The sequence below is a fragment of the Streptomyces sp. GL_148 genome (assembly GCF_057834205.1).
In genome coordinates this window covers 4,299,408-4,314,015 of record NZ_CM174396.1, presented here as the reverse complement: position 1 = coordinate 4,314,015, position 14,608 = coordinate 4,299,408, and the positions used below count along the sequence as shown (strand labels likewise).

The 14,608-nt window shown below is 72.1% G+C and carries 11 protein-coding genes and 3 tRNA genes; 8 read left to right on the top strand and 6 right to left on the bottom strand.

Translation table 11 applies throughout. The annotated features are described in order from the left end of the window. Window positions 1-7 precede the first annotated feature (7 nt). The 5 genes from AC3IYI_RS19825 (at window position 8) to AC3IYI_RS19805 (ending at window position 8,130) form a co-directional block, all read left to right on the top strand. Window positions 8-2,221 carry a DNA polymerase III subunit gamma and tau gene (locus AC3IYI_RS19825; RefSeq protein WP_489411416.1) on the top strand — a complete coding sequence of 738 codons (2,214 nt, stop codon included), beginning with the start codon at window positions 8-10 and terminating at the stop codon, window positions 2,219-2,221. A gap of 60 nt (window positions 2,222-2,281) precedes the next feature. Beyond that, entirely contained in the window at window positions 2,282-3,535 is a 1,254-nt protein-coding gene (gene purD, locus AC3IYI_RS19820) for a phosphoribosylamine--glycine ligase (RefSeq protein ID WP_489411415.1), read from the top strand. 319 nt (window positions 3,536-3,854) lie between these two features. Then, complete coding sequence (locus AC3IYI_RS19815; RefSeq protein WP_489411414.1) at window positions 3,855-5,468, top strand: hypothetical protein; 1,614 nt, start codon at window positions 3,855-3,857, stop codon at window positions 5,466-5,468. Between the two features lie 193 nt (window positions 5,469-5,661). Beyond that, window positions 5,662-7,149 carry a N,N-dimethylformamidase beta subunit family domain-containing protein gene (locus AC3IYI_RS19810; protein WP_489411413.1) on the top strand — a complete coding sequence of 496 codons (1,488 nt, stop codon included), beginning with the start codon at window positions 5,662-5,664 and terminating at the stop codon, window positions 7,147-7,149. Window positions 7,150-7,227: 78 nt separating this feature from the next. Further along, window positions 7,228-8,130: a phosphoribosylaminoimidazolesuccinocarboxamide synthase gene (locus AC3IYI_RS19805; RefSeq protein ID WP_489411412.1), complete on the top strand. Its 903-nt coding sequence runs from the start codon at window positions 7,228-7,230 to the stop codon at window positions 8,128-8,130. A 129-nt stretch (window positions 8,131-8,259) separates the two neighbouring features. Here AC3IYI_RS19805 and AC3IYI_RS19800 read toward each other — a convergent pair. The 6 genes from AC3IYI_RS19800 to AC3IYI_RS19775 form a co-directional block, all read right to left on the bottom strand. Further along, a tRNA-Gly gene (locus tag AC3IYI_RS19800) sits at window positions 8,260-8,332 on the bottom strand. Window positions 8,333-8,356: 24 nt separating this feature from the next. Further along, window positions 8,357-8,968 (bottom strand): response regulator transcription factor, encoded by a 612-nt coding sequence (locus AC3IYI_RS19795; protein ID WP_243341173.1) that lies wholly within the window; start codon window positions 8,966-8,968, stop codon window positions 8,357-8,359. Then, the gene (locus tag AC3IYI_RS19790; protein WP_489411411.1) at window positions 8,965-10,209 is read right to left on the bottom strand and encodes a sensor histidine kinase; all 1,245 of its coding nucleotides are present in this window, start codon (window positions 10,207-10,209) and stop codon (window positions 8,965-8,967) included. The genes AC3IYI_RS19795 and AC3IYI_RS19790 overlap by 4 nt, the downstream gene beginning before the upstream one ends. Window positions 10,210-10,335: 126 nt before the next feature. Next, window positions 10,336-10,408, bottom strand: a tRNA-Gly gene (locus tag AC3IYI_RS19785). Window positions 10,409-10,487: 79 nt separating this feature from the next. Beyond that, a tRNA-Gly gene (locus tag AC3IYI_RS19780) sits at window positions 10,488-10,559 on the bottom strand. An 86-nt stretch (window positions 10,560-10,645) separates the two neighbouring features. Beyond that, window positions 10,646-10,963 (bottom strand): histone-like nucleoid-structuring protein Lsr2, encoded by a 318-nt coding sequence (locus AC3IYI_RS19775; protein WP_489411410.1) that lies wholly within the window; start codon window positions 10,961-10,963, stop codon window positions 10,646-10,648. Between the two features lie 361 nt (window positions 10,964-11,324). Here AC3IYI_RS19775 and purS point away from each other — a divergent pair, with 361 nt between their 5' ends. Genes purS through purL form a run of 3 tightly spaced genes read left to right on the top strand, consistent with a single transcriptional unit; the run spans window position 11,325 to window position 14,523 of the window. After that, window positions 11,325-11,570, top strand: coding sequence for a phosphoribosylformylglycinamidine synthase subunit PurS (purS, locus tag AC3IYI_RS19770; RefSeq protein WP_030009438.1), 246 nt, complete (start codon window positions 11,325-11,327; stop codon window positions 11,568-11,570). Window positions 11,571-11,572: 2 nt separating this feature from the next. Further along, on the top strand, window positions 11,573-12,277 hold the full coding sequence (gene purQ, locus AC3IYI_RS19765; RefSeq protein WP_489411409.1) for a phosphoribosylformylglycinamidine synthase subunit PurQ: 705 nt from the start codon (window positions 11,573-11,575) through the stop codon (window positions 12,275-12,277). Next, complete coding sequence (gene purL, locus AC3IYI_RS19760) at window positions 12,274-14,523, top strand: phosphoribosylformylglycinamidine synthase subunit PurL (RefSeq protein ID WP_489411408.1); 2,250 nt, start codon at window positions 12,274-12,276, stop codon at window positions 14,521-14,523. The genes purQ and purL overlap by 4 nt, the downstream gene beginning before the upstream one ends. The last annotated feature ends 85 nt before the right edge of the window (window positions 14,524-14,608 follow it).

Sequence of the window (14,608 nt, the reverse complement as noted above, 5' to 3'; positions counted from 1 at the left end):
CGTAGACGTGTCGTCCCTTGCGCTGTACCGCCGCTACCGCCCCGAGTCGTTCGCCGAGGTCATCGGTCAGGAGCATGTCACTGACCCGCTGATGCAGGCGCTGCGCAACAACCGGGTCAATCACGCGTACCTGTTCAGTGGGCCGCGAGGCTGTGGCAAGACCACCAGCGCGCGCATCCTGGCCCGCTGCCTGAACTGTGAGCAAGGCCCCACGCCGACCCCCTGCGGGGAGTGCCAGTCCTGCAAGGACCTCGCGCGCAACGGGCCGGGGTCCATCGACGTCATCGAGATCGACGCGGCCTCGCACGGTGGTGTGGACGACGCCCGTGACCTGCGCGAGAAGGCCTTCTTCGGGCCCGCCTCCAGCCGGTACAAGATCTACATCATCGATGAGGCGCACATGGTCACCCCGGCGGGCTTCAACGCCCTGCTGAAGGTGGTCGAGGAGCCGCCGGAGCACCTCAAGTTCATCTTCGCCACGACCGAGCCCGAGAAGGTCATCGGCACCATCCGGTCCCGGACGCACCACTACCCCTTCCGGCTCGTGCCCCCCGGCACCCTGCGGGACTACCTCGGCGAGGTCTGCGGCCGCGAGGGCGCCCACGTCGAGGAGGGCGTGCTGCCGCTCGTCGTGCGCGCCGGAGCCGGATCCGTCCGTGACTCCATGTCCGTCATGGACCAGCTGCTGGCCGGCGCCACCGAGCAGGGTGTGACGTATGCCATGGCCACCTCCCTGCTCGGGTACACCGACGCGTCGCTGCTCGACTCCGTCGTGGACGCCTTCGCCGCCGGGGACGGGGCCGCCGCGTTCGAGATCGTCGACCGGGTGGTGGAGGGCGGCAACGACCCGCGCCGCTTCGTCGGCGACCTGCTGGAGCGGCTGCGCGACCTGGTGATCCTGGCCGCCGTGCCCGACGCCCGGGAGAAGGGGCTCATCGACGCCCCCGCCGACGTGGTCGAGCGGATGCAGGCCCAGGCCTCCGTCTTCGGGGCCGCCGAGCTGTCCCGCGCCGCCGATCTGGTCAACACGGGGCTCACGGAGATGCGCGGAGCCACCTCGCCCCGGCTGCAGCTGGAGCTGATCTGCGCCCGCGTGCTGCTGCCCGCCGCCTTCGACGACGAGCGTTCCGTGCAGGCGCGCCTCGACCGGCTGGAGCGCGGCGGCGCGGCCTCCGCCGCCGCTGCCTTCGCCCCGGCCCCCGCCATGGGCTACGTGCCCGGGCCGGAGGCCCACGCCATGGCCCCCGCGGCCGTACGGCCCCCCGCGCCGCCGGCTCCGGCGCAGCAGGCTCCCGTGCACCAGGCCCCGGCCCCCGTGCACCAGGCCCCCGCCCCGGCCCCGGTGGCTCCGCCCGAGCCGGTGGCCCCCGCGGCCCCCGCTCCGGCCCCGGCCGCCGCCCCCGGCGCCTGGCCCGGAGCCGCGCAGCCCGGCGGCGGCGCCCCCGGTGCCTGGCCCGGCGCGGCCACCCCCGGCGCCCCCGCGGCTCCCGCTCCGGCCTCGGCGGCGCCCGCCGCGGGTGCGTGGCCCGGCGCCGCCACACCCGGTGCCCCGGTGGCTCCCCCGGCGGCCCCCGCCCCGGCCGCCCAGGCCTCCGCCCCGGCGGCGCCCGCCGCCCCGTCACCCGGCATGGCCGCCGGCGCCGGGCAGATCCAGGCGATGTGGCCGGCCGTCCTGGAGGCCGTCAAGAACCGCCGCCGCTTCACCTGGATCCTGCTCAGCCAGAACGCCCAGGTCGCCGGCTTCGACGGCACGACCCTGCAGCTCGGCTTCCCCAACGCCGGAGCCCGCGACAACTTCGCGAGCAGCGGCAGCGAGGACGTCCTCAAGGCGGTGCTCGCCGAGCAGTTCCAGGTCACCTGGAAGATCGAGGCCGTGGTCGGCGGCGGAGCCCAGCCCATGCCCCCCGTCTCCGCGTCCTCCTACGGGGCTGCGCCCGCGCCCGCCTACAACCAGCCGCCGGCCCAGCAGGCCCCGCAGCAGCAGCCGCAGCAGTCGTACCAGCAGCAGCCGCAACAGCCGCAGCCGCCGCAGCAGTCGTACCAGCAGCAGCAGTCCCAGCAGCACCAGCCGCCCACCCACCAGGCGCCCCCGCCCGTCGCCCCCGAGGACGACGTCGCGGAGGCCGACGACCCGGACCTCGTCGACACCGCACTGAGCGGACACGACCTGATCGTGCGCGAGCTCGGAGCCACCGTTGTAGAGGAATATACGAACGACTAGGGGGTCCGACTTGGGTGCCCACACGAAGGGCACCCGGGAACGCGGGCTAGTCTTCATGGCGTGAAGGTCCTCGTCATCGGCGGCGGCGCCCGCGAACATGCCCTGTGCCGCTCTCTGTCCCTCGATTCCGACGTCAACGCGCTGTACTGCGCTCCCGGCAACGCCGGCATCGCCGAGGTGGCCGAGCTCCGCCCCGTCGACCCGCTCGACGGCGAAGCCGTCGCCCGCCTCGCCACCGAGCTCCACGCCGACCTCGTCGTCGTCGGCCCGGAGGCCCCGCTCGTCGCCGGGGTCGCCGACGCCGTGCGCGCGGTGGGCATCCCCGTCTTCGGCCCGTCCGGCGAAGCCGCGCAGCTGGAGGGTTCCAAGGCCTTCGCCAAGGACGTGATGGCCGCCGCCGGCGTCCCGACGGCCCGCAGTTACGTGTGCACCACGCCGGAAGAGGTGGACGAAGCCCTCGACGCCTTCGGCGCCCCGTACGTGGTCAAGGACGACGGCCTCGCCGCCGGCAAGGGCGTCGTGGTCACCGACGACCGTGCCGCCGCCCGCGACCACGCGCTGGCCTGCGACCGGGTGGTCATCGAGGAGTTCCTCGACGGCCCCGAGGTCTCCCTCTTCGCCATCACCGACGGCGTCACCGTGCTGCCGCTCCAGCCCGCGCAGGACTTCAAGCGCGCGCTCGACGGCGACGCGGGTCCCAACACCGGCGGCATGGGCGCGTACTCCCCCCTGCCCTGGGCCGACCCGAAGCTCGTCGACGAGGTCATGGCCTCGGTCCTGCAGCCCACCGTGGACGAGCTGCGCCACCGCGGCACCCCCTTCTCCGGGCTGCTCTACGCGGGCCTCGCGATCACCTCGCGCGGGACGCGGGTCATCGAGTTCAACGCCCGCTTCGGCGACCCCGAGACCCAGGTGGTCCTGGCCCGGCTGCGCACCCCGCTCGCGAGCGTGCTGCTGAACTCCGCCAACGGCACCCTGGACTCCCTGCCCCCGCTCAGCTGGCGCGAGGACGCGGCCGTCACCGTGGTCATCGCCTCCCACAACTACCCGGAGACCCCGCGCACCGGGGACCCCATCACGGGCCTGGCCGAGGTGGCCGAGCTGGACGCCCCGTACGCGTACGTCCTGCACGCCGGGACCCGCAGCGAGGGCGACGCGGTCGTCAGCGCGGGCGGACGCGTGCTGTCGGTGACGGCGACCGGTTCCGATCTGGCGGAGGCCCGGGACAGGGCGTATAAGGCGGTCGCGCGGATCGGGCTCGACGGCTCGCAGTACCGCACGGACATCGCGGCGAAAGCCTCAGAACAGCGCTGAACACCGCTGAACACCGCTGATCAGCGGGATTCGACGGAAGCGGGCCCGGTGCGCATTCGGTGCGGCCGGGCCCGCGCGCATGCTCGCGTGCGAGTGCATCCAGCCGCGTTCGAACGCACCCAGCTTTACCCAAAGCCATTCCATCGGGTGATCGTCACTCGGTCTGCCTGACGGCCGCCTCCGCCCCAACTATGGTGCGGCGCAAGCATTCCGGCTCTCATTCCGGCACATGGCCCACCGGCATTGCGATGTCAGTGGCTGGTGTCACAGTGGGGGAGTGAGCAACGCCGCCGCATGGCAGAGGGGGTGAGGTCCGGCCGTGTCCGGAACCGGTTCGACCGCTGAAGTGGGTACGCCGTCCGCGCGTTCCCGTGCCTTGGCCGTGCTGCGTGTGCGCAGCAGGGCACTGGCCGTCGGGCTGCTGCCCGCCGCGCTGGCCGTGGTGCTGGTGAGCGCCCGTACGACGGGCCGGCTCGCCGGCGACCCCTGGCCGGCCGTGACCCTCGCCGTGTGCGCCGTCGCCGCCTTCGTCCTGCTCGTCGGCGGGATCTTCGCCGCCGTCGTGCTGCGGGCGAGCCCCGCCATGACCCCGACCGTGCCGCTGTCGGAGTCCGCCGCCCCCGATCTCTACCGGCTCGTGCGGGACCTGGCGGACCGGATGGACGTTCCGGCGCCCTCCGCGATAGCCCTGACCCCCGACTGCGACAGCTGGCTGGAGGACCGTACGCACGCGGCGCACCGCCGCGCCCGCGGCCGCACGCTCATATCAGGTGGGGCCGCCGGAGCCGGCGGCCCGGAGTCCGAGCCCGGCGCCGCCCCGGTGCTGGTGATCGGCTCGCCGTTCCTGTGGTGGATGAGGGTCGCCGAGCTGCGCGCCGTCCTCGCGCCCGTCGTCGCCGGTACGGGTCCCTCCGCGCACCCGGACATAGCCGACGCACGCGGATTCGTACGGGGCCTCGACGCCGCCGTGGACGTGGGCGGCCGGCGCTTCCTCGGCTGGATCGCCGCCCCCGCCCGGCTGCTGCTGCGGCTGTGCAGGGTGGACGCCGCCGAGATGGAGCGCGGGGTCGCCGCCGCCGCCTCGGACCGTGCACAGGGTGTGGACTACGCGCTGCGCATCGTCGCCCAGGAGCAGGTCGGGCTGGCGTACGCCGGCTGGGACCGGCTGCTGACCCGCGTCGCGCTGCCCGCCTGGCGGATGGGCCGCTGGCCCGCGCACCTGGATGCGGGCGTCGTCTCCGCGCTGACCGAGCTGTCCCGCCGCGACCGGCTGGCCGACGGGTTCACCTCACGCCTGGGCGAGCGCCCTGCGTGCGATCTGCTGGACCAGCCGGGTGTGGTGGACGAGGCCGCCTCGCTGCTGGCGGCGCGGCTGTTCCACGGCGGACCGGCCGAGGCCGGTCCGGACTGGTCGCCGGTGGACTGGGCGGCCTATCCGGAGGAGGTCGTCGACCGGAAGTGGCGCACGGAGGCGGCCCGCCTGCTGGCCGCACTGGACGTGCTGTCGCCTTCCTCGGTGCCCGCCGCGTCCACGGTGGAGCGGGTGCTGACCTACCTCGCGGGCGCCGATGCCGACGCCCTGGCGGGCCGGCTGAGCGGTGACCTGGCACGGGAGGCCGTGCCCGCCCCGGCCGCCGCCGCGGGCCGCGGGGCCGACGCCCTGCCGCTGTTCCCGCTGGAGGCTCCGCGCAGCGGGCGGGACCTGCTGGCGGACCACGTCGTGGCGCTGGTGTGCTGCGCCGCCGTCGACTCCGCCGGGGGCGAGCCCGGTCTGGACTGGCTGGACGGGCCCGTCCTGCTGGTGGCCGGGGTGCGGCGGGCCGACCTCGCCGGACCGGTGCTGTCGCTCGTGGAGGACCGGGACCCCGGCCCGCTCCGGGACTGGCTGGCGGAGGTCGGCGTACGCCCGGAGAAGCCGGTCCGCCTGGTCTAGGGCCCCGGCCCCCGGTGGCTCGGCCCCCCGGGTCCCGGCCCCCGGGCCCCTCAGGCCCCCCGTGCCCCAGGACTGGGCGCGGGCGGGGTCTCCGTTGAACTTTTCGCGACGAACGGTGACGGAGTGCGTGCGTTATGTGATGTGCTGGGGATCGGTCGCGGCATTCGGGGGAGCGAGGGAGGGGAGCAGCGGTATGGGTGCGGAGCAGATCCGGCGTTGGGAGTCAGGTGCGCTCGCGCACGCGGTGACCGATCCCTTCGGCCAGGGCCCCCTGCCGTGGTTCCGGGGGAGCGAGCTCTACTACGACGACAACGGCCAGGTCGTGCCCTGGTACGTGGACCCGGCCGTCGCCGCCGGACCCGGGCAGCAGATCCCGCGCGCCCGTGGCGCGGGCGGCCCCCGCACCGCCGACGACGTGCACCGGCAGATCAAGGGGTTCGCCTCCACCGGAGCCGTCGCGCCCGGTGAGGCCATCGACTTCCACATCACCGTGGATCCGCCCCAGCAGTTCTCCGTGGACGTCTACCGCATCGGGCACTACGGCGGCGACGGCGCCTCCAAGATCACCACCAGTCCCCGGCTCTCCGGCATCGTCCAGCCCGCGCCCCTGACCGCGGACCGCACCGTCTCCTGCCACCACTGGTGGCTCTCCTGGCGGCTCCAGGTCCCCTCGTACTGGAGCATCGGCGCCTATGTGGCGGTCCTGACGACCGCCGACGGGTACCGCTCGCACATCCCCTTCACGGTGCGCGACGACCACCCGGCCGATCTGCTGCTCCTGCTGCCCGACATCACCTGGCAGGCCTACAACCTCTACCCGGAGGACGGCAGAACGGGCGCGAGCCTCTACCACGCCTGGGACGAGGAGGGCCGGCTGCTCGGCGAGCGCGACGCCGCCATCACCGTCTCCTTCGACCGCCCCTACGCCGGCGCGGGCCTGCCCCTGCACGTGGGCCACGCCTACGACTTCATCCGCTGGGCCGAGCGCTACGGCTACGACCTCGCCTACGCCGATGCCCGGGACCTGCACGCCGGCCGCGTCGACCCCACCCGCTACCGCGGCCTGGTCTTCCCGGGCCACGACGAGTACTGGTCCGGCCCCATGCGCCGCACCGTGGAGCGCGCCCGCGACCACGGCACCTCGCTCGTCTTCCTCTCCGCCAACACCATGTACTGGCAGGTCGAGCTCTCCCCCTCGCCCTCCGGGGTCGACGACCGGCTCCTCACCTGCCGAAAACGCCGCGGCCCCGGCCGCCCCAGCCTCTGGCGCGAGGTGGACCGCCCGGAGCAGCAACTGCTCGGCATCCAGTACGCGGGACGGGTGCCCGAGCCCGCGCCCCTCATCGTGCGCAATGCCACGCACTGGCTCTGGGACTCCACCGGAGCCGCCGAGAACGACGAACTGCCCGGCCTGGTCGCGGGCGAGGCCGACCGGTACTTCCCGCGCACGCAGCTCCCCGAGCACCAGAGCCGGATCCTGCTCGCGCACTCCCCGTACGAGGACGGCGAGGGCCACCGCCGCCACCAGGAGACCTCCCTCTACCGGGCGCCCAGCGGCGCGCTCGTCTTCGCGTCCGGAACCTTCGCCTGGTCCCCGGCCCTCGACCGCCCCGGGCACGTGGACGAGCGGGTCCAGCGGGCCACGGCCAATCTCCTCGACCGCATCTGCAAGAGGGACTGACCCGGACCCGTTGTCCGTGTTCGCGATCCGGTACGGGAGAATGAGCCGCGCGCTCGTACAGAACCACAGGGAGACTCCGTGCCCGGATTCGTCGAAAAGCCCGAGCCGGTCGAGGTGCCCGGCCTCGTCCACCTCCACACCGGCAAGGTCCGCGACCTCTACCGCGACGAGGACGGCCATCTCGTCATGGTCGCCAGCGACCGCATCTCCGCCGCCGACTGGGTGCTGCCCACCGAGATCCCGGACAAGGGCCGGATCCTGACCCAGCTCTCGCTGTGGTGGTTCGACCAGCTCGCGGACCTCGTCCCGAACCACGTCATCAGCACCGAGCTGCCCGCCGGCGCCCCCGCCGACTGGGCCGGCCGCGCCCTGGTCTGCCGGAACCTCGACATGGTCCCCGTGGAGTGCGTGGCCCGCGGCTACCTGACCGGCTCGGGCCTCGCCGAGTACGAGAAGACCCGTACGGTCTGCGGACTGGGCCTGCCCGAGGGCCTGGTCGACGGCTCCGAGCTGCCCGGCCCGATCTTCACCCCGGCCGCCAAGGCCGAGGTCGGCGAGCACGACGAGAACGTCTCCTACGAGGAGGTCGCGCGCACCCAGGGCGCCGAGACGGCCGCCCTGCTGCGCCAGACCACCCTCGCCGTCTACGGCCGGGCCCGGGACATCGCCCGCGGCCGCGGGATCATCCTGGCGGACACCAAGTTCGAGTTCGGCTTCGACAAGGACGGCAACCTGGTCGCCGCCGACGAGGTGCTGACCCCGGACTCCTCCCGCTTCTGGCCGGCCGACCTGTGGGAGCCGGGCCACAGCCAGCCGTCCTTCGACAAGCAGTACGTCCGCGACTGGCTGTCCTCCCCGGCCTCCGGCTGGGACTCCAAGGGCGAACTCCCGCCGCCCGCCCTCCCGCAGGAGGTCGTGGAGCAGACCCGCTCCCGCTACGTCGAGGCCTACGAGCGCCTCACCGGCCAGACCTGGGCCTGAGCCCACACACGGCGAAGAACGGCGAAGGGGCCCCGGAAACGGGGCCCCGAAGCCAAGCCGGAACCGAGCCGGAAACGGCCCGGAAACGAAAGAAGCCCCGGTCCGAGGACCGGGGCTTCTTCACTGCTGAGCGGACAACGCGACTCGAACGCGCGACATCCACCTTGGCAAGGTGGTGCTCTACCAACTGAGCTATGTCCGCAGGTGCGCCGTAGCGCGAGAACTACTATACCCAACCCCGGGACCGCGCGAGACGCACTGCCGTGTGCCGGTTCTCGGCGCCCAGCTTCGTCGCCGCCGAGGACAGGTAGTTCCGTACCGTCCCCGGGGACAGCGAGGCCCGCTCCGCGATCTCCGCGATCGGCGCCCCGTCCCCCGCCAGTTCCAGCACCTCGGCCTCGCGGGCGGTCAGCGGGGAGTCGCCCGCGCTGATCGCGTCGGCCGCCAACTCCGGGTCCACGTAACGGCCTCCGGCGTGCACGGTCCGGATCAGTTCGGCCAGCCGCTGCGCCGAAACGGTCTTCGGCGCGAAGGCCCGTACGCCCGCGGCGAGGGCCCGTTTCAGGTGCCCGGGCCGCCCGTGGCTGGTCACGATCATGGTCTTGCAGTCGGGGAGTTCGGCCCGCAGGGATGTGGCCACGCTCACACCGTCGGCCCCCGGCATCTGCAGGTCCAGCACCGCCACGTCCGGCCGGTGGGCCCGCGCCATCGCGAGCGCCTCGGGCCCCGAGGCGGCCTCGGCGACGACCAGCAGATCGTCCTCCAGTCCCAGCAGAGCGGCGAGCGCACCCCGGATCAGGTGCTCGTCGTCGGCCAGCAGTACGCGTACGGGGCTCATGCCCGCGCCTCCACTTCTCGGATCGGCCCGGCCGCCGGGCCGGGAATCTGCGCCCGCAGCCGGAACCGGCCACCGTCCACCGGGCCGGCCTCCAGCGTGCCGTCCAGCACCGCGAGCCGTTCCCGCAGGCCCGCGAGCCCCGAGCCCGGCGGCCCTGCCGGGGCCTTGGGGGCCCCGTCGTTCTCCACCACCAGCGTGAGCGCGCCCGAGGGGCCCGCCGTCAGCCGGATCACGCAGCTGCGGGCGTCGCCGTGCCGCAACACGTTCGTCGTCGCCTCGCGCACCACCCAGCCGAGCGCCGACTGGGCCTCGGCGGGCAGCGCGCGGCCCTGTTCGTACTCGACCAGGCAGTCCATCCCGGCCGCGTGCAGCACCCCCCGCGCACCCTCCAGCTCCACCGCGAGGTTCGCCTCCCGGTAGCCGCGGACCACGTCGCGGACCTCTCTCTGGGACTCCCGGGCGATCCGCTGGACCTCGATCATCTGGTCGACGGCTTCGGGGCGTTCGCGCCGCGCGAGCTGCACGGCCAGCTCGCTCTTGAGGGCGATCACCGCCAGGTTGCGGCCCATCACGTCGTGCAGGTCCCGGCCGAACCGCAGCCGCTCCTCGGCCACCGCGAGCTGCGCCTGGACCTCGCGGGCCCGGTCCAGCTCGTACACGGTGTCGAGCAGCCAGCCGGAGAACCCGCAGGTCGCGCACAGGAGGGAACTGGTCAGCAGCGCCCCGACGGCCAGCCCCGCGGACTCGCCGGCCGGGACGCCGGAGGCGACGGACGCCAGGCCGACGAAGGCGGCCGTGGCCGGAGCCACATAGCGCATCTGCCGGACCTTGCGCAGACACAGGACGAGCGTGCCGCTGGTGAAGCAGCTCATGCCGGCGACGAGCGTCGGGGCCACTGCCGGGTCGCTGATGAGCCCGGCCGCGCGCAGGCCGAGGATGCCCAGGGCGGCGGCGGCGGTCAGGGCGGTGACGGTGACCGCGAGCCGCACCGGGCGCTCGCGCCGCCCCAGGATCCAGTCAAGCGACCGGGAGGAGAGGAAGCCGACGAGCAGGGAGTGCGCGCACACCGTCAGGAAGAGCGCGACCGGCACCACTGCCGAGCCCTTTCCGGCGGTCGAGCCCAGCACGGCCAGTCCGATCGACGCGATCTCGATGACCACGAAGAAGTGGAACGACCAGCGCGTGTACAGCTCGACCTTCCCCGCGCTGCTGCGGTTCTTCCACCAGCCGCTGAGTTTCATGGCCCCAGTCTCGCGGGCTCCGGGCCGGGGAGGCCATGACACCTGTCATGGATCTCGGGGCCGGGATCTCCGATAACCGGGCATACGACAAAGGCCCCGGTCATTGACCGGGGCCTTCATACGCTGAGCGGACGACGCGACTCGAACGCGCGACATCCACCTTGGCAAGGTGGTGCTCTACCAACTGAGCTACGTCCGCATGCTTCCCACGACGAAACTGCCGTGCGATGCGTGCATCACTCTACCTGATCCACAACCGTGGTCGGTAAAGCGAGCAGAGCGGGTGACAGGGATCGCACACTGCGCCTTCCCCCTGGAAGGGGGATGTTCTGCTACTGAACTACACCCGCACGACTTCGGGGTCTGACCTGCGGCCTCGCCCCTTGGCGTGATCCACACCTTAGCGGACCGGTGGGGGTGGATGGCAAATCGGCTCTCAGTGCGCGGCGTTGTACTCCTCGTAGATCTTCTTGGGGATCCGTCCGCGCGGCGGGACGTCGTGCTGGTGGGAGCGGGCCCAGGCCCGGACGACCGCCGGGTCGGGGGCGATGGCGGTGTGCTTGAAGGCCTTCCCGGACCGGGCCTGCCGGCGGCCGGCGGCCACGAACGGGGCGAGGCCCTTCCGCAGTTTCTTTGCGTTGGCCACATTGAGGTCGATCTCGTACGACTTACCGTCCAGCCCGAAGACCACCGTTTCCGATGCATCTCCGCCATCGATGTCGTCGGAGATCGTGACTACTACACGCTGCGCCACGGATATCGGTCCCTTCGTGCGACGCCGCTCCCGCTGACGTGCGCGGACGGAGCGGTGATGTCGCCTGTGTGGATGTTTCGGAGGAATGCATCTTTCTGGCGTCGCCGTGCACCGAAAAATGCCGGTGCATCGGAGGAATCCTTTGTACCCCGATTCTCATTGCATTGCGAAGCCCAGTTAATTATCTCCGCGTGTCCCGCCGCAATGCCGGGCGCGTGGTTTTCCGGCGGATTTTGCGAAGCGTTGGTGAAGCCGAAACGGCGTGGAGGATCGTACAAGAGAGATATCTACCCGCGTAGAAATTTCCTCCAGGTACGCTGAGGGAACCGCCTTCGCACCAACCACCTCATCGGGAGTGCCAGTGGCACGCGTCGTAGTCGACGTCATGCTCAAGCCGGAGATCCTCGACCCCCAGGGCCAGGCGGTGCAGCGTGCACTGCCGCGCCTGGGATTCGAAGGGATCGCCGACGTCCGCCAGGGGAAGCGCTTCGAACTGGAGGTGGAGGGACCGGTCGACCAGGCCGCCCTCGACCGCATCCACAAGATGGCCGAAACCTTCCTCGCCAACACCGTCATCGAAGACTTCACCGTGAAGGTCGAGGCCTGACGGTGACCACTCGCATCGGAGTCGTCACGTTCCCCGGAACGCTCGACGACCGTGACTCTCTGCGCGCCGTGCGCCTCGCGGGAGCCGAGCCCGTATCGCTCTGGCACCGCGACAAGGACCTCCACCAGGTCGACGCGGTCGTCCTCGCGGGCGGCTTCTCCTACGGGGACTACCTGCGCGCCGGAGCCATCTCCCGCTTCTCGCCGGTGATGGAGAGCATCATCGAGCAGGCCAAGGGCGGCATGCCCGTCCTCGGCATCTGCAACGGCTTCCAGATCCTCACCGAGGCCCACCTGCTGCCGGGGGCGATGCTCCGCAACAACCACCTGCACTTCATCTGCCGCGACCAGAAGCTGCGGGTGGAGAACACGGAGACCGCCTGGACCGGCGACTACACCGCCGGCGAGGAGATCTCCGTACCGCTCAAGAACATGGACGGCCGCTACGTGGCCGACGAGCGGGTGCTGGACGAACTGGAGGCCGAAGGCCGAGTGGCCTTCCGGTACGTGGTCCGCGGCGAAGCCGCTGATGGATGCGGCAACCCCAACGGCTCGCTGCGCGACATCGCCGGCATCACCAACGCCGCGGGCAACGTCGTGGGCCTCATGCCGCACCCCGAGCACGCGGTCGAGCCGCTGATCGGGACGGGCCGCACCGACGGCCTCCCGTTCTTCACCTCGGTCCTGAAGAAGCTGGTCAGCGCATGAGCCTCGACACCGTCAAGAACGCCACCGAGACCCCGGACGCCTCCCAGCCCTGGAAGGAACTCGGCCTCAAGGAGGACGAGTACGCCCGGATCCGCGAGATCCTCGACCGCCGTCCCACCGGCGCCGAGCTCGCCATGTACTCCGTCATGTGGTCCGAGCACTGCTCGTACAAGAGCAGCAAGGTCCACCTGAAGCAGTTCGGCGAGAAGGTCCCGCAGAACGACGCCATGCTCGTCGGCATCGGCGAGAACGCCGGAGTCGTCGACGTCGGCCAGGGCTACGCGGTCACCTTCAAGGTGGAGTCGCACAACCACCCGTCGTACATCGAGCCCTACCAGGGCGCGGCCACCGGCATCGGCGGCATCGTCCGCGACATCCTCGCCATGGGCGCCCGCCCGGTCGCCGTCGTCGACCCGCTGCGCTTCGGCGCGGCCGACCACCCCGACACCAAGCGCGTCCTGCCGGGCGTCGTCGCGGGCATCGGCGGCTACGGAAACTGCCTCGGCCTGCCGAACATCGGCGGCGAGGTCGTCTTCGACGCCTGCTACCAGGGCAACCCCCTCGTCAACGCCGGCTGCATCGGCGTCATGAAGCACGAGGACATCCACCTCGCCAAGGCCTCCGGCCCGGGCAACAAGGTCATCCTCTACGGCGCCCGCACGGGCGGCGACGGCATCGGCGGCGTCTCGGTCCTCGCGTCCGAGACCTTCGACGACACCAAGCCCACCAAGCGCCCCGCGGTGCAGGTCGGCGACCCCTTCCAGGAGAAGCTCCTCATCGAGTGCACCCTGGAGATCTTCAAGGAGAAGCTGGTCGCGGGCATCCAGGACCTCGGCGGCGCCGGGCTCTCCTGCGCGACCTCCGAGCTCGCCTCCGCCGGCTCCGGCGGCATGCGGGTCGAGCTGGACACCGTCCCGCTGCGCGACGCGACGCTCTCGCCCGAGGAAATCCTCATGAGCGAGTCGCAGGAACGCATGTGCGCGATCGTCGAGCCGCAGTACGTCGACCGCTTCATGGAGATCTGTGAGAAGTGGGACGTCATCGCCACCGTCATCGGTGAGGTGACCGACGGCGAGCGCCTGGAGATCTTCTGGCACGGCGAGCAGATCGTGGACGTGCCCCCGGGCACCGTCGCCCACGAGGGTCCGGTCTACAACCGCCCGTACGCGCGCCCCTCCTGGCAGGACGCGCTCCAGGCCGACGACGCCGGCAAGCTGCCCCGCCCGCAGACCTCCGAGGAGCTCCGCGCGCAGGTCCTGGCCCTGGTCTCCTCCCCGAACCAGGCCTCGAAGTCCTGGATCACCGACCAGTACGACCGCTTCGTCCAGGGCAACACGGTGCTCTCGCAGCCCGAGGACGCCGGCATGGTCCGCATCGACGAGGAGACCAACCTCGGCGTGGCCATGTCCACGGACGGCAACGGCCGCTACGCGAAGCTCGACCCCTACACGGGTGCGCAGCTCGCACTGGCCGAGTCCTACCGCAACGTGGCCGCGACCGGCGCCAAGCCCCTCGCGATCTCCGATTGCCTGAACTTCGGCTCCCCCGAGGACCCGGACGTCATGTGGCAGTTCGCCGAGGCCTGCCGCGGTCTCGCCGACGGCTGCCTGGAGCTGGGCACCCCGGTGACCGGCGGCAACGTCTCCCTCTACAACCAGACGGGCGACATCGCGATCCACCCGACCCCGGTCGTGGCGGTCCTCGGTGTGATCGACGACGTCAACCGCCGTACGCCGATGGCGTTCGCGGAGGCCGGCCAGCTGCTGTACCTGCTCGGCGACACCGCCGAGGAGTTCGGCGGCTCGGCCTGGTCCGAGGTGGTCCACCAGCACCTCGGCGGCATGCCGCCCAAGGTGGACCTGGGCCGCGAGAAGCTCCTCGCGGAGATCCTCATCTCGGCCTCGCGCGACGGCATGATCGACGCCGCGCACGACCTGTCCGACGGCGGCGTGATCCAGGCGCTCACCGAGTCCTGCCTGCGCGGCGGCAACGGTGCGCGGATCGTGGTGCCGGAGGCGCTGGACGCCTTCACCTTCCTGTTCTCCGAGTCCGCGGGCCGGGCCATCGTGGCCGTCCCGCGCAGCGAGGAGCTCCGCTTCACCGACATGTGCGGCGCGCGGGGCCTGCCGGCGGCCCGGATCGGTGTGGTCGACGGCGAGGAGATCGAGATCCAGGGCGAGTTCACCCTCCCCCTGGCCGAACTCCGCACCGCGCACGAGACCACGATCCCGGCGCTGCTCGCCTGATCCGCCGTTTTTCCGAGCCCCCGTCCGGAACCTTTCCGGGCGGGGGCTCGTCCGTTCCGGCAGGACGTCCGCACGGGTGGCGGCC